This window comes from Aquimarina algiphila (assembly GCF_007489275.1).
Classification (GTDB): domain Bacteria; phylum Bacteroidota; class Bacteroidia; order Flavobacteriales; family Flavobacteriaceae; genus Aquimarina; species Aquimarina algiphila.
On record NZ_VLNR01000003.1, the window covers coordinates 172433 to 190414 of the forward strand.

Genomic DNA, 17982 nt, shown 5'->3' on the forward strand with positions numbered 1-17982 from the left:
CGTTATGGCATTCTCAAAAGATTTAAGAAGATTAAAGATAAGAAAGCGTATCCGCGGAAGTGTAAGCGGAACAGAACAACGTCCTAGATTATCTGTTTTTAGAAGTAATAAAGAAATCTATGCTCAGGTTATAGATGATGTAACTGGTAAAACTATCAGTGCTGTTTCTTCAAGAGATAAAGACATTGCTTCGGCAACAGGAAATAAAATAGAAAAAGCAAACTTGGTAGGGAAAGCGCTAGCAGAAAAAGCTAAGAAAGCTGGTATCGAGACTGTGTCCTTTGATAGAGGAGGATATTTATATCACGGTAGAGTAAAATCATTAGCAGAAGGTGCTAGAGAAGCAGGACTTAAATTCTAAGAAATTATGTATCAGAAATATAAAAACGCAGAATTAGTAAAACCAAGCGGACTTGAACTTAAAGATCGTTTAGTTGGTGTGCAACGTGTGACTAAGGTAACAAAAGGTGGTAGAGCATTTGGTTTCTCTGCAATTGTTGTTGTTGGTGATGAAAATGGTGTTGTAGGTCATGGTTTAGGAAAGTCTAAAGAGGTAGCAGAAGCTATCGCTAAGGCAGTAGAAGATGCAAAAAAGAATTTGGTTCGTATTCCATTACATAAGGGTACTTTGCCACACGAACAAAAAGGTAAGTATGGTGGAGCAAGAGTATTGCTTTTACCTGCTGCAACTGGTACCGGGGTAATTGCTGGTGGTGCTATTCGTGCAGTATTAGAATCTGTAGGAGTACATGATGTACTTTCTAAGAACCAAGGATCGTCTAACCCACACAATGTGGTGAAAGCAACATTTGATGCTCTGTTACAGATGCGTAGTGCGCAGCAGGTAGCAGCTCAAAGAGGTGTTTCACTAGAGAAAGTGTTTAAAGGATAAATCAGGAACGATGGCAAAGATTAAAATTACTAAAGTAAAAAGTGCAATTAACCGCACTCAAAGACAAAAGAGAACCTTAGAAGCTCTGGGTCTTAAAAAGATCGGCCAGGTTGTGGAGCATGATGATACTCCGAATATCCTTGGGATGGTAAATAAAGTTAAACATTTAGTTTCTGTAGAAACAAAATAATTAAAGCAAATGGATTTAAGTAACTTAAAACCTGCTGCAGGTTCGGTAAAAAATAATAGTAAGCGAGTAGGTCGCGGACAAGGTTCTGGTAAAGGAGGAACTGCTACTCGTGGACATAAAGGAGCGAAATCAAGATCTGGTTATTCTAAAAAGATCGGTTTTGAAGGAGGACAAATGCCACTTCAAAGACGTGTGCCAAAGTTTGGTTTCAAAAACATTAACAGAAAAGAATATCAGGGGATTAATTTAGACACACTACAAAAGTTAGTAGATGATGGAAAAATTAAAGATATTGCGGATCTGGATGTGTTTTTAAATACACGTCTTGCTGGGAAAAATGATTTGGTTAAAATATTGGGAAGAGGTGAACTGAAGGCTAAATTAAAAGTCTCAGCTCACAAATTTACAGCCACTGCAAAAGCTGCGATAGAAGCAGCAGGTGGTGAAGCAGTAACCTTATAATAGACAATTCATGAAATTTATTGATACAATAAAAAACATTTGGAAAATCGAAGAGCTAAAGAATAGAATTTTAGTTACACTAGGACTTCTTTTAGTATATCGATTCGGAGCACAAGTAGTACTTCCAGGAATAGATGCCTCAGAACTAGCAAACCTTGGTACACAGACCCAAGACGGTTTGCTGGGACTCCTTAATGCATTTACAGGAGGAGCTTTTGCTAATGCTTCAGTATTTGCACTAGGTATTATGCCATATATATCTGCTTCTATTGTAGTGCAGTTAATGGGAATAGCAATTCCATATTTACAAAAATTACAAAAAGAAGGAGAGAGCGGTAGAAAAAAGATTAACCAAATTACACGTTGGTTAACTATTGCTATTACTTTGGTTCAAGGGCCTGGGTACATTTATAATTTATTTGCTACACTTCCTCCCTCTGCATTTAGTGCTGAAATAAGTCAAACAGTTTTTGTTGTATCTTCTGTAATCATAATATCTACTGGTTGTATTTTTGCAATGTGGTTAGGTGAGAAGATTACAGATAAAGGTATAGGTAATGGTATCTCCTTATTGATTATGGTAGGTATTATCGCTACACTTCCGCAATCATTTGTACAGAACTTTTCTTCAAGAGTTTCTGGTGATGGTGGTGGAATGATAATGGTTTTAATTGAGCTTGTTATCTGGTTTGTAATCATTTTAGCTTCTGTTCTGTTAGTAATGGCTGTTCGTCAGATACCAGTTCAGTATGCGAGAAGAACAGCAGGTGGTGGATATGAGAAAAATGTTTTTGGATCTCGTCAATATATACCATTAAAATTAAATGCTTCTGGTGTAATGCCAATTATCTTTGCTCAGGCAATTATGTTTGTTCCTGCGGCGGTTGCTGGTCTTTCAGATTCAGACGCTTCGCAAGGTGTGGCAGCTGCTTTTAGTGATATTTTTGGACTTTGGTATAATGTTCTATTTGCGGTGCTTATTATTGTGTTTACATATTTTTATACCGCAATTACAGTACCTACAAATAAAATGGCAGATGATTTAAAACGTAGTGGAGGTTTTATTCCGGGTATTAGACCAGGAAGTGAAACTTCAGAATACTTAGATAAGATAATGTCACAAATTACATTGCCAGGTTCAATTTTCTTAGCTTTAATAGCAGTATTCCCTGCAATAGCGGTTAAGTTATTAGATGTGCAACAAGGTTGGGCGTTATTTTTTGGAGGAACATCACTACTTATTATGGTAGGTGTAGCAATTGATACGATGCAACAGGTTAATTCATATTTGTTGAATAGACATTATGATGGATTGATGAAAACAGGTAAAAACCGTAAAGCAGTAGCATAATGGCAAAGCAACCGGCAATAGAACAAGACGGAAGTATTATAGAGGCATTGTCTAATGCAATGTTTCGAGTTGAGTTAGAAAATGGTCACGTTGTGACTGCCCATATATCTGGTAAAATGCGTATGCATTATATAAAATTATTACCAGGAGATAAAGTGAAGTTAGAAATGAGTCCTTATGATTTAACTAAGGCTCGGATAACATATAGATACTAAATAAATTAAGAATATTGTAAATTAAGATTTTTTGTGTACTTTTGCAGGCTGAAAAATCTTGTTACTGATTCATTTTAAAATATGTTTCGACGTGTTTTAGAAATTAAAAACAAAGAGATGAAAGTTAGAGCATCAATAAAAAAGAGAAGTGCCGAGTGCAAGATTGTGCGTAGAAAAGGCCGACTTTACGTGATTAATAAAAAGAATCCTAGATTTAAACAAAGACAAGGGTAATTATGGCAAGAATTGCAGGGGTAGATATACCTAAACAAAAGCGAGGAGTTATAGCATTAACCTATATCTTCGGAATTGGTAGAAGTAGAGCTAAAGAGATTTTAGCAACTGCCAAAGTAGATGAGAGTATAAAAGTTTCTGATTGGAATGATGACCAAATTGGTCTTATCCGTGAAGCCGTTGGAGCCTATACCATAGAAGGAGAATTACGTTCTGAAGTACAGTTGAATATCAAACGTCTTATGGATATAGGATGTTACAGAGGTATTCGTCATAGAGCTGGTTTACCGCTTAGAGGACAACGTACTAAGAATAACTCTAGAACACGTAAAGGAAGAAGAAAAACAGTTGCTAACAAGAAAAAAGCGACTAAATAATAAGTAGTATGGCAAAGTCAACTTCAAAAAAACGTAAGGTAATTGTTGAGTCTGTTGGAGAAGCACACGTAACAGCTTCTTTTAACAACATTATTATCTCACTAACAAATAAAAAAGGAGACGTTATTTCATGGTCTTCTGCTGGTAAAATGGGCTTTAGAGGTTCTAAAAAGAATACTCCTTATGCGGCTCAATTGGCTGCAGAAGATGCTTCTAAAGTTGCTATCGAAGCAGGACTTAAGAAAGTGAAAGTATACGTAAAAGGTCCAGGTAATGGTAGAGAATCAGCAATACGTTCTCTTCATAATTCAGGAATTGAAGTTTCAGAAATCATTGATGTAACTCCAATGCCTCATAATGGATGTCGCCCTCCTAAAAGACGTAGAGTATAATTTTATCCCGAACATTGTTCGGGATCTTTATTATATATAAATTAAAATAAGTAAGTAAATCTAAATGGGGAAAAATGATTATCGAAGGAAAGAGACCTTAATTCATAATCATCCTCAGTAACTAAATTATTAATAATGGCAAGATATACTGGTCCAAAAACTAAAATCGCTCGTAAATTTGGTGAAGCGATATTCGGAGATGATAAATCATTCGAAAAAAGAAATTACCCTCCAGGGCAACACGGAAATAACAGACGTAGAGGTAAGAAAAGTGAATATGCTATCCAGTTAATGGAAAAGCAAAAAGCAAAATATACTTATGGTGTTCTAGAACGTCAGTTCCGTAATATGTTCGAAAAAGCTACACGTGCACAAGGTATTACTGGTGAAGTGTTACTTCAGTTATGTGAATCACGTTTGGATAATGTAGTATTCAGAATGGGATTAGCAAATTCTCGTAGAGGAGCAAGACAATTGGTTTCTCACAGGCATATTACTGTTAATGGTCAACAAGTTAACATTCCGTCTTACCAATTAAGAGCTGGAGATGTGGTTGGAGTAAGAGAAAAATCAAAATCATTAGAAGTAATTCAAAATTCTCTTGCTAATAATAGCAAAGTATATGAGTGGATTACATTCAATAACGATACTAAAGAAGGTACTTTTGTGTCGGTTCCGGCAAGAATTCAGATTCCGGAAAATATAAACGAACAATTCATTGTCGAATTATACTCTAAGTAATAACTCTAAGAAGAAAAAATAACATGGCAATATTAAATTTTCAGAAGCCCGATAAAGTTATCATGATCGACTCTACTGAGTTCGATGGTAAATTTGAATTTAGACCATTAGAACCAGGGTATGGATTAACAGTTGGTAATGCTTTACGAAGAGTTTTGCTATCTTCTTTAGAAGGATTCGCTATAACTTCTCTTAGAATAGAAGGTGTAGATCATGAGTTCTCTACAATCTCTGGAGTAGTAGAAGATGTTACAGAAATTATCTTAAATCTTAAGCAAGTACGTTTTAAGCGTCAGATAGAAGATATAGATAATGAATCTGTTACTATTTCTATTTCAGGTCAAGAGCAATTAACTGCTGGAGATTTTCAGAAATTTATTTCTGGATTTCAGGTATTGAATCCTGATCTAGTTATCTGTAATATGGATAAAAAAGTAGCACTTAACCTTGAGATTACTATTGAAAAAGGTAGAGGTTATGTTCCTGCTGAAGAAAATAAGAAAGCTAACGCTCCTATTGGAACCATTTTTACAGATTCTATATACACTCCGATTAAAAATGTTAAATATAGCATTGAGAATTATCGTGTAGAGCAAAAAACAGATTACGAAAAATTAGTTTTCGAAATTGTAACTGACGGATCTATTCATCCAAAAGATGCATTAACTGAAGCTGCTAAAATATTAATTCATCACTTTATGTTATTCTCTGATGAGCGTATTACATTAGAAGCTGATGAGATTGCACAAACAGAAACTTATGATGAAGAATCACTTCACATGAGACAATTGTTAAAAACAAAGTTGATCGATATGGATCTCTCTGTACGTGCACTTAACTGTTTAAAAGCTGCAGAGGTAGACACTTTAGGAGACTTAGTATCTTATAATAAAAATGACTTAATGAAGTTCCGTAACTTTGGTAAGAAATCTTTAACCGAGCTTGAAGAGCTAGTTAATGTTAAAGGACTTAACTTTGGTATGGATCTTTCTAAATATAAATTAGATAAAGACTAATCCATCATATTTTGCTCCCCAGAAAGGGTTGAAGCAAGATGATGATTAAAATTAAATGTCATGAGACACGGAAAGAAAGTAAATCATTTAGGGAGAAAAACGGCACATCGTAAAGCTATGCTTGCGAATATGGCTTGTTCTCTAATAGAGCACAAAAGAATCAATACTACAGTTGCAAAAGCAAAAGCGCTTAAGCAATTTGTGGAGCCGTTAGTAACTAAATCTAAAGAAGATACTACTCATAACCGACGTATTGTTTTTAGTAGATTACGCAATAAATATGCAGTAACCGAACTATTTAGAGACGTTGCACCAAAGGTAGGAGATAGACCAGGAGGATATACAAGGATTATTAAACTTGGAAATCGTCTAGGTGATAATGCTGATATGGCAATGATTGAACTAGTGGATTATAACGAGTTATATAACGCTGGAAAACCTGCAAAGAAGAAAGCAAGAAGAAGAGGAGGAAAAGGAAAGAAAGCTGAAACTGCTCCGGCGGCACCAGCTAAAGAAACTGCTAATTCTGAAGAAGAATAAATGAATAGTGTATATCACACATAATACTAAAAGGATAAACGTTCGCCGTTTATCCTTTTTTTTTGAATAATTGTAATGGTTTAATTTCCGCCTTAAAGGAAATATGTTGTTAAATTAAATAGAAGATAACAGAATTTGAAATTATTATAGTAACAATATAGTTACTTTGTAGATTCTGAAAGATTTTTGAAAACAATAAACGTAAATAAATGAAATATCAATCTCGAAAAAAAGCAATCCTGTTATTAGCTGATGGTACAATTTTTCACGGTAAAGCTGTCGGTAAAGAGGGTAGTGCCTTTGGTGAAGTATGTTTTAATACGGGTATGACAGGTTATCAGGAGATTTTTACTGATCCTTCATATTATGGACAATTAATGGTTACCACTAATGCCCATATTGGTAATTATGGTACTAATGATGAAGAGGTCGAGTCAGATTCTGTAAAAATTGCTGGACTTATAGTAAAGAACTTTAGTTATGAATATTCTCGTGACCTTGCGGATAGTTCTTTACAAGAATTTTTAGAGAAAAATAACCTCCTGGCAATTTCTGATGTAGATACACGGGCTTTAGTAAGCTATATTAGAGATAATGGAGCGATGAATGCTGTCATTTCAACTGAAATAGATGATATAGATAAATTAAAAGAACAATTGGCAGCAGTGCCTAACATGAATGGTTTAGAGTTGGCCTCAAAAGTTTCTACATCTGAACCTTATTTTGTTGGAGATCCTAATGCTACTTATAAAATTTCGGCATTGGACATAGGGATAAAGAAAAATATTCTTCGTAATCTAACCCAAAGAGATGCTTATGTAAAAGTGTTTCCATATAATGCCACCTTTGCAGAGATGAGTGAATGGGGTCCTGATGGATATTTCTTATCAAATGGACCTGGAGATCCTGAGCCATTAACAGAGGCTATCGCGACGGCAAAAGATATTTTAGCTAATGACTTACCACTTTTTGGTATATGTTTAGGGCATCAGGTTATTGCATTGGCTAATGGGATTAGTACTTATAAAATGCATAATGGGCATAGAGGAATTAATCATCCTGTAAAAAACCTAATTACAGGTAAAGGGGAGATTACTTCTCAGAATCATGGTTTTGCAATACATAGAGAAGAAACTGAAAAACATCCTGAGGTAGAAATAACACATGTGCATTTAAATGATCATACAGTTGCAGGGATTAAAATGAAAAATAAGAATTGTTTCTCTGTACAATACCATCCAGAAGCTAGTCCGGGACCAAATGATTCAGTTTACTTATTTGATCAGTTTATTGAAAATATTAAGAACGCAAAAATTACTGCGTAAAACTTAGATTGTTTAAATGATATGTAAAGCATTTTTGCAATGTATTATGCTATAACGTTATAGTTGATAACTTGACTATAACATTGTGGTTTTACTAGTAAATTAAGACTTTTTTGAAGGGATTAAAGTTTACTGGTTTTGTATATTGCGAAGAATTAAAATTATCCAACAAAATAAATTAAAGACATGAGTGTAATTATTAATATTCACGCTAGACAGATCTTAGATTCACGTGGTAACCCAACTGTAGAAGTAGACGTGATTACTGAAAATGGTGTTCTAGGAAGAGCAGCGGTTCCTTCTGGAGCGTCCACTGGAGAACACGAAGCTGTAGAGTTACGTGATGGAGGTAAAAACTATATAGGTAAAGGAGTGCTTAAGGCTGTTGAAAATGTAAATACAATAATTGCTGAAGAGTTACTAGGCTATTCTATATTTGATCAGAATTTATTAGATCGAACTATGATAGAACTTGATGGAACTCCTAATAAATCAAAACTTGGGGCGAACGCAATTCTAGGTGTTTCTTTAGCGGCTGCAAAAGCAGCTGCAAATGAATTAAACATGCCGTTGTACCGTTATGTTGGAGGAGTGAGTGCTAATACACTTCCTGTTCCTATGATGAATATAATTAATGGTGGATCACATAGCGATGCGCCAATAGCATTTCAAGAATTTATGGTGATGCCTGTAAAAGCTGAGAATTTTACTCATGCCATGCAAATGGGAACAGAGATCTTTCATAATCTTAAGAAGGTATTACATGATAGAGGATTAAGTACTGCTGTTGGTGACGAAGGTGGTTTTGCTCCGACTTTAGATGGTACAGAAGATGCTTTGGATTCGATTGCTCTAGCTGTGGAAAAGGCAGGATATAAATTTGGAGACGAGGTAATGGTTGCTCTAGATTGTGCCGCAGCAGAATTTTATGTTGATGGTAAATATGATTACACCAAATTTGAAGGAGATACCGGAGTAATTCGTACAAGTGAAGAGCAGGCTGATTACCTTGCAGAGCTCGCTTCAAAGTATCCTATTATTTCTATAGAAGATGGTATGGACGAAAATGATTGGGATGGTTGGAAATACCTTACAGATAAAATAGGAGATAAAGTTCAGTTAGTTGGAGATGATTTATTCGTAACCAATGTTGAAAGATTGTCTAGAGGAATTGAAAATGGTATTGCAAATTCAATTCTTATTAAAGTTAATCAAATAGGAACACTTACCGAAACTATTGCAGCAGTTAATATGGCTCATAATGCGGGATATACTTCTGTAATGTCTCATCGATCTGGTGAAACCGAAGATAATACAATAGCAGATTTGGCAGTAGCTTTAAATACAGGACAGATAAAAACAGGTTCTGCATCTAGAAGTGATAGAATGGCAAAATACAATCAATTACTTCGTATAGAAGAAGAATTAGGTGTTGTTGCTTACTATCCAAAAGAGAACGCTTTTAAGATAAAATAATACGATATATTAATAGTAACAAAGAGGCTATCTGAAAAGGTAGTCTCTTTTTTTTTGAATAATTTAGGAAATAGGTTGTAAGGGTAAAAATCATCTTACGATTAATAACATATTAACACTATATTTCGTAATTTAGCGAATCTACAATAACAGCAAAATTCTAAAATAATCACATGTCAAAAACAGCTACGTTAGAAATCGACGGTAATAGGTATGAGTTCCCAATAATAGAAGGGACAGAGAATGAATTAGGAATTGATATTAAAGCACTTAGAGGGGTAACTAATGGAGTTACTACAATTGATCCAGGATATAAAAATACTGGAAGTTGCGAGAGTGCTATTACTTTTCTAGATGGAGAAAAAGGAATCTTAAGATATCGAGGATATTCTATCGAAGAATTAGCAGAAAAAGCAGATTTTTTAGAAGTTGCCTACTTATTAATTTTTGGAGAATTACCTACTGCAGTGCAATTAGAAAAATTCGATAAAGATATTAAGGAAGAATCTCATGTAGATGAGGATATGAAAAAAATCTTGGACGGGTTCCCTAAAAGTGCTCATCCAATGGGAGTATTGTCTTCTTTAACAAGTGCATTGATTGCTTTTAATCCAGGATCTGTTGATGTTGATTCTGAAGAGGAAATGTACAATGCTATTGTAAAAATATTAGCAAAATTTCCTGTACTTGCAGCTTGGACGATGAGAAAAAGAAAAAGTTTACCATTAGATTATGGAGATAGTTCTTTAGGTTATGTAGAGAATCTGCATAAAATGATGTTTGCAAGACCTAATAAAACATATGAGCCAAATAAATTAGTCTATGATGCACTTGATAAATTGCTAATTCTTCATGCTGATCATGAACAAAACTGTTCTACTTCTACAGTAAGAATAGTAGGTTCTTCTCATGCTGGATTATTTGCGTCATTATCTGCAGGGATATCTGCACTATGGGGACCTCTTCATGGAGGGGCAAATCAGGCAGTTATAGAAATGCTTGAAGCTATTAAAGCAGATGGTGGAGATACGGCAAAATATATAAACAAAGCTAAAGATAAAAATGACCCTTTCCGTTTAATGGGATTTGGACACAGGGTATATAAGAATTTTGATCCTAGAGCTAAAATCATTAAAAAATCTGCAGAAGAAGTGCTAGGTGATTTGGGTATCGAAGATCCTGTTCTTGATATAGCAAAGGGACTATCCTCTGTTGCTTTAGAAGATGAATATTTTGTACAACGAAAATTGTATCCAAATGTGGATTTTTATTCAGGAATTATTTATAGAGCGTTAGGTATTCCAACCGAAATGTTTACTGTAATGTTTGCTTTAGGAAGATTACCTGGATGGATTGCTCAATGGAGAGAAATGCGTCTTCGTAAAGAACCAATAGGGAGACCAAGACAAATATATATTGGAGAAAATCATAGAACGTTCAAAACAGTATCCGAACGTTAAGATGTAATAATATTATGTAAAAAGGCGTTGAGTTATATTCAACGCCTTTTTTGTTAGATTGATAAGATGAGCTTCTCTAAAGATGCTCATTTTTCGAATTTAATAAAAGAATTGATATTTTTTTGCATAAAATTGGTTTTCAGAGATTGTCTATTTATATATTTGCCTAACTACTCGGGTTAACATAATTATTTACACTTAAAAACTTATTTTTTTGCAACTAAATATACAGAACGAAACGTCTAGATTAAGAGCAGTGGTTTTAGGAACGGCAAAGAGTAATGGTCCAGTTCCAAAAATAGAGGAAGCTTATGATCCTAAGTCTATTGAACATATAAAGGCAGGAACGTATCCTGAAGAATCTGCTATGGTTACAGAAATGGAATCTGTGGCCAAAGTTTTTGAAAAATATGATGTAAAAGTATATCGTCCGGATATAATAAAAGATTATAATCAAATCTTTGCAAGAGATATTGCTTTGGTAATAGAAGATAAATTTATCAAATCTAATATCCTTCCTGATAGAGAAAAAGAAATAAAAGCAATTCAATATGTTATAGACCAAATAGATCCTGATAAAGTCTATAAAGCTCCGTCAGAAGCTATTCATTTTGAAGGCGGTGATATCATGGTACATAATGATCATATATTTATTGGGACATATAAAGGTGATGATTACTCAGATTGTATTGTTGCCAGAACAAATATGAAAGGGGTAGCCTATATACAATCTCTTTTCCCAAATAAAATAGTTAAAGAATTCGATCTTAATAAGTCAATGAAAGATCCCAGAGATAATGCATTACATCTGGATTGTTGTTTTCAACCCGTAGGAAACAATAAGGCTATCATCCATAAAGAAGGTTTTAGAGATGTTTTAGATTATGAATATCTTGTTAATCTATTTGGTAATGAAAACCTTTTTCATATTGATAAAAATGAAATGTATAATATGAATTCGAACATTTTTTCTATAGCAGAAGATGTTGTTATTTCAGAGAAGAATTTCACAAGATTAAATACTTGGATGCGTAGCAATAATATCATAGTAGAGGAAGTCCCTTATGCAGAAATAGCAAAACAAGAAGGGTTATTGCGTTGTTCTACAATGCCATTAATAAGAGATTAATAAAATATACAATACTATTTATTAGTATATCATTTAGAGAAGTAAATATTATATACTATCTCGAATCTTAAAAAAAATAAAACAGATGAGACAAGTAACGAATACCATAGTTATGATTCGTCCGGTACAGTTTAGGATGAATGAGCAAACAGCTGTAAATAATTATTATCAAGAGAATCCTGGTATTATTGCAGAGAAAGCTAATGTAAAAGCACAGCAAGAATTTGATCAGTTTGTAGCTTCATTAAAAAAAGTTGGAGTTCAGGTTATAGTGATTGATGATGACCCCAAAAATGATACTCCAGATTCTATTTTTCCTAATAACTGGGTGTCTTTTCATGAAAATGGAGATGTTGGTTTATATCCTATGTTTGCTGTTAATAGAAGAAAAGAACGTAAACCAGAGGTTTTAAATCAGATAGAAGCTACAGGTTTTGAAATAAAAAACATTGTGGATTATACTTCTGCAGAAGATGAAGAACTATTTCTAGAAGGTACAGGAAGTATTGTGTTGGATAGAACTAATAGAAAGGCTTATTGCGCTTTATCTGCTCGAGCAGATGAAGGGCTATTCATCGAATTTTGTGAGGATTTCGAATATACCCCTGTTGTTTTTATTGCATACCAAACTGTTGGTAAAAAAAGACTTCCAATCTACCATACTAATGTAATGATGGGGATTGGAGAAACATTTGCGGTAGTATGCCTGGAGTGTATAGACGATAAAAAAGAACGAAAAAACCTTATTGATCATCTAAAGAAAGATGGAAAAGATATTATTGCAATTACCGAGGATCAGGTTAACAATTTTGCAGGCAACATGCTTCAAGTTGTAGGTTCGGGAGATAAGCGTTATCTTGTCATGTCATCAGCAGCATTTAGAAGTTTAAGTAAAGATCAAATAACCAAGATAGAAAAGCATTGTGCAATTCTACATAGTGATCTTAATACTATTGAAACTTTAGGAGGAGGAAGTGCACGTTGTATGATGGCTGAAGTTTTTCTTCCAAAAAAATAGATATAGGATTGAAGTGTATTAAAGTATTTCTTCTGGATATATCCTTTTGCTATTAGTTGTATATGCTATTTGGTTGGATAAGAAAATAGTAAATATGTATAGGTGAAATAAACAAAATATGCTTTCAAAAAAAACAAAATATGGCTTAAAAGCGTTAACATATATTGCTAGAAAAAGATGTGAACATCCAGTTTTAATATCAGAAATTGCAGTTAGTGAGAATATTTCTCAAAAGTTTTTAGAGAGTATTTTGTTAACGTTGAGGAAAACCGGGTTTTTAGGATCAAAAAAAGGTAAGGGCGGGGGATATTACTTAATTAAAGAGCCTAAAGAAATAACAATGGCTTCTGTGATTAGAGTTTTAGAAGGTCCTATAGCTATGCTCCCTTGTGTGAGTCTTAATTTTTATGAAAAATGTGACGATTGTCCCGATGAGGATAAGTGTGCTGTCCATAGTGTTATGATAGAAGTAAGAGATAATACACTTAAAGTTTTGGAAAACAAAACTTTGGAAGATTTTATAAATTGAAATTGATATTAATTTTTTGCTAATCTTTTATATTTAAAAGGACCTCTAATTTTCCCCCAAACCTGTTTTCCTTTTTCATCATATCCTCTTGTCCATATTGATATTTTATCCTTACTAACTACAAAAGAACTAGAGATATAATCTACATGATCAATGCTGCTAGAGCAGGTTCCTTTATTTGTTTTTCCAGAATATATGGTCGAAGTTTTTTTCTTAAAATATACCTGACACCCTTTTCTGATTTGTAAACTATCCAAAGTCAACTTGTCAAAAACTTCTATGTCTTTCCACCCTAATTTATAATCTTTTTCATTAAGAATTCTGTACCCTGTACTTTTAAAAGTAATTGAATCTATTCTGTCATAATTTATTATTCTCTGACTGTACACATAATTGTTTTCTTTTACTGCCGACAATTCAGAATATATCCAATATCCAGGTTTATCTTTCCAGATTCTTACATTTATCATATGCGAATGGGAAAAGCCATTATCTTTTTTTGATTGTTCTTTATTAGAGAATTCACCAATCATTAATGTTGCCAAATTATGTAATTCTATATCTTTTATAGGTTTAGAATTGCAAGAATTAAATACAATTAATAGAAAAATAATTGGTAAAAATTGCTTCATATAGTTTTTTACTAAATATATGAAAAAATGTCAAAAAAATGCAATTTACCGATAAAACTTAGCGTTTTATCCTAGTAAAATTAATTTAAAGCAGCAATTTTACGAATCATACCTCCAAAAATAAAATAATGAAAGGGCACCATGATATACCAATACAATCTTCCCCAAATACCTTTGGGTCTAAAAGTAGCGGTTTGATGTAATATATTGTTTTCATCAATGTCAAATTCTAGCCACGCTTCTCCAGGTACTTTCATTTCGGCAAATAATAATAAACGCATATTATTTTTATCAGCTACAAGTACTCTCCAAAAATCTAAAGCATCCCCAGAAAATATCTCATCTGCGTGTGTTCGCCCTCTTCGTAAACCCACACCTCCAAAAAATTTGTCAAAATACCCTCTGATTTTCCACATCCAATTTCCATAGTACCAGCCCGTCTCTCCTCCGATTGCCCAAATACGATTTAATGCTTTTTCTGAGTTCATTAGTTTAATCTTTTTTTGATCTTTAAAGCAACCACGTCTGGGTACAGTAATATATTTTTGAATATCTTTTTCAAAACGTCCACTAATCATAGAATCCTTCCAGCTAGAAACAACTTGGTTTTGCTCTATTTTTATAAATGCTAATTCTAAAGCCTTGTCATACGTCATTGGTGAAATACATAAAATTTCTTGAAGACGCTTATCATTTGCGATTACAGGAATACTCATACTGTCTACTAGATTTAGTGCTAACTTATATGAGGTCGAAGTAACAAAATATAACCAATATGACGATAATTTTGGAGTCATGATAGGTAATGTGATGATGTATAATCGAATTCCTCTTACTTTTGCATACGACATCAACATTTCTCTATAGGTCAGAACATCTGGTCCACTAATATCATATGATTCATTATAGCATTTAGAGTTTCCAAGAACACCAACCATAAAATTAAGTACATCCCTAATCGCTATAGGTTGAGTTTTGGTGTTTACCCATTTTGGAGTAATCATTACAGGCAGTTTTTCGCATAAATCCCTAATGATTTCAAAAGAGGAACTGCCAGAACCTACGATTATACCAGAACGTAAAACGGTAAGGTTGTAATTTCCTTTGTATAATGTTTCTTCAACATTTTTTCTTGACCATAAATGTTTAGATAAATTCTTCTCATTAACAATACCGCTCAAATAGATTACTTGTTTTATGTTGGTGTGCTTAACATATATATTGAAATTTTTAGCAGCAATCTCTTCTTTTTTATCAAAATCACTTGTAGAGGAACTCATAGAATGAATTAGATAATATGCCGCATCAATATCTTTGGGTAATAAAGAAGTATCAGGTGTGTCTAAAAAATCTATTTCGACGATTTCTACTCTTTCTTTAATTTCCTGATCAATAGAAAGTCTATTCTTATCTCTAACACAACATATTACTGTATGCCCAGCATTAAGAAGTAAGGGTAAAAGTCGCATTCCAATATATCCATTGGTTCCAGTAAGAAGAATTCGCATTTTTAATGTTTAAGGTACGAAGAAATTAACTTAGATACATAAGAATTATTTTTTCATTTTCTATAAGTCATGAATGTTAGAAGGACTGTTATCTATTTTATAGGACAAGATTTTTTTTACAAATTTGTGTATTGCTACATCATTTTTTAATGCTCTAAACTTAATAAAATAGTGATCTCGGTAGATTGAGTATTCTTCGGCTTTTCCTTTGTAAATATTTAGTTTATAAAAAGGGATGACTAATAGGTATGTTTCTAATCTCACATGAAAACCTATTAGAATTCCTTTAGGTCTTAATTCTATATTGCAGGTGTTTAGTGTGTTATCAAGTATAAGTAAGTTGTGTATTTGGATACTACTTTCAGTTATATGAAGTTTAGGAGAGCCGATACCTCCTAGTTTAATACGTTGTTTCAAGGTAAAAGGAGCGCCAACTTCGTGATTTATCTTTTTGGTTAACTCAGGATTTTTGTATGAGTTGTTGACTAACATTTTTTTTATTTACAATATAGTGAAATGAAGAGGGAACGCCTATGGAGACACTATAATTTCTATTATCTTTGCAGCTTAATTTTAGAAGATGAGTTTACAAAGAACCATTTCAGAAAAAGTAAAAGAAGCCGTACAAGAGTTGTATGGTGCTGGTCTGGAATCTGTAGAATTACAAGCAACCCGAAAAGAATTTGAGGGAGATATAACTGTAGTAGTATTTCCAATGCTTCGTGTAGTAAAAGGCAATCCTGTACAGATAGGAGAGGCTGTTGGAAAATATTTGGTTTCCAATGTAGATGAAATTAATGATTTTAATGTAGTCAAAGGATTTCTAAATCTTGTCATTTTGGATGCTTATTACCTTGAATTTTTCAATGGTATCAGAAACGATGTAGCATATGGTTTTGTTGCACCTTCTAAAGAAGATAAATCTGTAATGGTAGAGTATTCTTCACCAAATACAAATAAACCCTTACATCTTGGTCATGTTAGAAATAACCTGTTAGGATATTCTGTAGCAGAGATTATTAAGGCGAGCGGTAAGAACGTATATAAAACTCAGATTATTAATGATCGTGGAATACATATTTGTAAATCAATGCTTGCTTGGCAGGAATACGGAAATGGAGAAACACCAGAATCTACGAATCTTAAAGGGGATAAACTGGTAGGTAACTACTACGTGAAATTTGATAAGATCTATAAAGACCAAATAGCACAATTGATCAACGAAGGTAAAACAGAAGAGGAAGCAAAGAAAGAGGCTCCAATTTTGATAAAAGCTCAGGAAATGCTTCGTAAATGGGAGTCCGGAGATGAAGAAGTGGTTCAACTTTGGAAAATGATGAATGGATGGGTTTATGAAGGCTTTAATCAAACATATAAGACTCTTGGAGTAGATTTTGATAGCTATTATTATGAAAGCAATACGTACCTTCTGGGAAAAGATAATATCGAAGAAGGTCTGTCTAAAGGTGTTTTTTATAAGAAAGAAGATGGATCTGTTTGGTGTGATCTTAGTGCAGAAAAACTAGATGATAAATTGGTACTGCGTAGTGATGGAACTTCTGTTTATATGACTCAGGATATTGGAACAGCGATTCAACGTATTAAAGATAATCCTGATGTTGGTGGAATGATCTATACCGTAGGAAATGAGCAAGACCATCATTTTAAAGTACTATTTGCTATTCTAAAAAAATTAGGATATGATTGGGCAAAACATTTACATCATTTGAGTTATGGTATGGTAGATTTGCCTAGCGGTAAGATGAAGAGTAGAGAAGGTACGGTAGTCGATGCAGATGATTTGATCTTAGAAATGGCAAAGACCGCTGGAGACATCTCTAAAGATCTAGGTAAATTAGAAGGATATACAGAAGAAGATAAATTAGAGGTATATAACACCATAGGTTTAGGTGCTTTAAAATATTTTATTTTGAAGGTGGATCCTAAAAAACGTATTCTTTTTAATCCTGAAGAATCTGTGGATTTCCAAGGAAATACTGGGCCGTTTATACAGTATACATATGCTCGTATTCAGGCAATTTTGCGTAAAGCTGATTTCGAATATTCTCAAACAATTACTAATATAGACTTACAACAAAAAGAAAAGGAACTCATTAAGCAATTAGAGTTATATCCCGATGTTATCCAAAATGCAGCAAATGAACTTAGTCCTGCAATAGTGGCAAATTATACATATGATTTGGTAAAAAGCTATAATTCGTTCTTTCAGAATGTATCCATATTTGGAGCAGATACAGACTCTGAAAAAATATTCAGAGTGCAATTATCAAGTTTGGTGGGGAGCACTATCAAATCTGCATTTCAACTTTTAGGAATAAATGTTCCAGAGCGAATGTAGACTTATGTGTTGAAAATCAATGCTTTTTGGATTTAAAAAGTGAAGGTTGTCGATTTTTTAGTTCTTTCGTCTAAAAGTATAAGGTAAAAATCAGAGATAATTGCTATCTTATAGGTCATGTTTTTTATTTTTGAAG

General features: G+C 33.5%; 22 protein-coding genes. 19 read left to right on the plus strand and 3 right to left on the minus strand.

Features of this window, described 5'->3' with window-relative positions; translation table 11 throughout:
- The first annotated feature begins 4 nt into the window (after positions 1-4).
- The 18 genes from rplR to FOF46_RS02535 all read left to right on the plus strand — a co-directional run bounded on the left by rplR (position 5) and on the right by FOF46_RS02535 (position 13347).
- Complete coding sequence (gene rplR, locus FOF46_RS02450) at positions 5-361, plus strand: 50S ribosomal protein L18 (protein ID WP_109435169.1); 357 nt, start codon at positions 5-7, stop codon at positions 359-361.
- Positions 362-367: 6 nt separating this feature from the next.
- Positions 368-892 carry a 30S ribosomal protein S5 gene (gene rpsE / locus FOF46_RS02455; protein WP_109435168.1) on the plus strand — a complete coding sequence of 175 codons (525 nt, stop codon included), beginning with the start codon at positions 368-370 and terminating at the stop codon, positions 890-892.
- A 10-nt stretch (positions 893-902) separates the two neighbouring features.
- Positions 903-1082 carry a 50S ribosomal protein L30 gene (gene rpmD, locus FOF46_RS02460; RefSeq protein ID WP_027392536.1) on the plus strand — a complete coding sequence of 60 codons (180 nt, stop codon included), beginning with the start codon at positions 903-905 and terminating at the stop codon, positions 1080-1082.
- A 9-nt stretch (positions 1083-1091) separates the two neighbouring features.
- Entirely contained in the window at positions 1092-1544 is a 453-nt protein-coding gene (gene rplO, locus FOF46_RS02465) for a 50S ribosomal protein L15 (RefSeq protein WP_109435167.1), read from the plus strand.
- 10 nt (positions 1545-1554) lie between these two features.
- Positions 1555-2895 (plus strand): preprotein translocase subunit SecY, encoded by a 1341-nt coding sequence (gene secY / locus FOF46_RS02470; RefSeq protein WP_109435166.1) that lies wholly within the window; start codon positions 1555-1557, stop codon positions 2893-2895.
- A complete protein-coding gene (gene infA, locus FOF46_RS02475) occupies positions 2895-3110 on the plus strand; it encodes a translation initiation factor IF-1 (RefSeq protein ID WP_008613577.1) in 216 nt (71 codons plus the stop codon). The genes secY and infA overlap by 1 nt, the downstream gene beginning before the upstream one ends.
- A 117-nt stretch (positions 3111-3227) precedes the next feature.
- Entirely contained in the window at positions 3228-3344 is a 117-nt protein-coding gene (gene ykgO, locus FOF46_RS02480) for a type B 50S ribosomal protein L36 (RefSeq protein ID WP_013621733.1), read from the plus strand.
- 2 nt (positions 3345-3346) lie between these two features.
- Positions 3347-3721: a 30S ribosomal protein S13 gene (gene rpsM, locus FOF46_RS02485; RefSeq protein ID WP_109435165.1), complete on the plus strand. Its 375-nt coding sequence runs from the start codon at positions 3347-3349 to the stop codon at positions 3719-3721.
- Between the two features lie 8 nt (positions 3722-3729).
- Entirely contained in the window at positions 3730-4113 is a 384-nt protein-coding gene (gene rpsK, locus FOF46_RS02490; RefSeq protein ID WP_025666464.1) for a 30S ribosomal protein S11, read from the plus strand.
- 135 nt (positions 4114-4248) lie between these two features.
- On the plus strand, positions 4249-4854 hold the full coding sequence (gene rpsD, locus FOF46_RS02495) for a 30S ribosomal protein S4 (protein WP_109435164.1): 606 nt from the start codon (positions 4249-4251) through the stop codon (positions 4852-4854).
- 23 nt (positions 4855-4877) lie between these two features.
- Complete coding sequence (locus FOF46_RS02500) at positions 4878-5870, plus strand: DNA-directed RNA polymerase subunit alpha (RefSeq protein ID WP_024770856.1); 993 nt, start codon at positions 4878-4880, stop codon at positions 5868-5870.
- A 60-nt stretch (positions 5871-5930) separates the two neighbouring features.
- Positions 5931-6410: a 50S ribosomal protein L17 gene (gene rplQ / locus FOF46_RS02505; protein ID WP_109435163.1), complete on the plus strand. Its 480-nt coding sequence runs from the start codon at positions 5931-5933 to the stop codon at positions 6408-6410.
- Between the two features lie 209 nt (positions 6411-6619).
- Positions 6620-7735 (plus strand): glutamine-hydrolyzing carbamoyl-phosphate synthase small subunit, encoded by a 1116-nt coding sequence (gene carA, locus FOF46_RS02510; RefSeq protein ID WP_143915345.1) that lies wholly within the window; start codon positions 6620-6622, stop codon positions 7733-7735.
- Between the two features lie 186 nt (positions 7736-7921).
- On the plus strand, positions 7922-9211 hold the full coding sequence (eno, locus tag FOF46_RS02515; protein WP_143915346.1) for a phosphopyruvate hydratase: 1290 nt from the start codon (positions 7922-7924) through the stop codon (positions 9209-9211).
- A gap of 173 nt (positions 9212-9384) precedes the next feature.
- Positions 9385-10671: a citrate synthase gene (locus FOF46_RS02520; RefSeq protein WP_109435160.1), complete on the plus strand. Its 1287-nt coding sequence runs from the start codon at positions 9385-9387 to the stop codon at positions 10669-10671.
- A 214-nt stretch (positions 10672-10885) separates the two neighbouring features.
- Positions 10886-11800, plus strand: coding sequence for a dimethylarginine dimethylaminohydrolase family protein (locus FOF46_RS02525; protein ID WP_109435159.1), 915 nt, complete (start codon positions 10886-10888; stop codon positions 11798-11800).
- 85 nt (positions 11801-11885) lie between these two features.
- A complete protein-coding gene (gene ctlX, locus FOF46_RS02530) occupies positions 11886-12818 on the plus strand; it encodes a citrulline utilization hydrolase CtlX (protein ID WP_143915347.1) in 933 nt (310 codons plus the stop codon).
- Between the two features lie 118 nt (positions 12819-12936).
- Complete coding sequence (locus FOF46_RS02535; RefSeq protein ID WP_109435157.1) at positions 12937-13347, plus strand: RrF2 family transcriptional regulator; 411 nt, start codon at positions 12937-12939, stop codon at positions 13345-13347.
- A gap of 8 nt (positions 13348-13355) precedes the next feature.
- Here the strand turns inward: FOF46_RS02535 and FOF46_RS02540 are convergent, their stop codons facing one another.
- From FOF46_RS02540 to FOF46_RS02550, 3 genes are all read right to left on the minus strand, one after another.
- Entirely contained in the window at positions 13356-13979 is a 624-nt protein-coding gene (locus tag FOF46_RS02540) for a chromophore lyase CpcT/CpeT (protein ID WP_109435156.1), read from the minus strand.
- Between the two features lie 80 nt (positions 13980-14059).
- Positions 14060-15487, minus strand: a complete 1428-nt coding sequence (locus tag FOF46_RS02545) for an SDR family oxidoreductase (protein WP_143915348.1) — start codon at positions 15485-15487, stop codon at positions 14060-14062.
- 60 nt (positions 15488-15547) lie between these two features.
- The gene (locus FOF46_RS02550) at positions 15548-15979 is read right to left on the minus strand and encodes a hypothetical protein (protein ID WP_109435154.1); all 432 of its coding nucleotides are present in this window, start codon (positions 15977-15979) and stop codon (positions 15548-15550) included.
- An 88-nt stretch (positions 15980-16067) separates the two neighbouring features.
- Between FOF46_RS02550 and argS the strand changes: the two genes are divergently transcribed.
- Complete coding sequence (gene argS, locus FOF46_RS02555; protein ID WP_143915349.1) at positions 16068-17846, plus strand: arginine--tRNA ligase; 1779 nt, start codon at positions 16068-16070, stop codon at positions 17844-17846.
- The last annotated feature ends 136 nt before the right edge of the window (positions 17847-17982 follow it).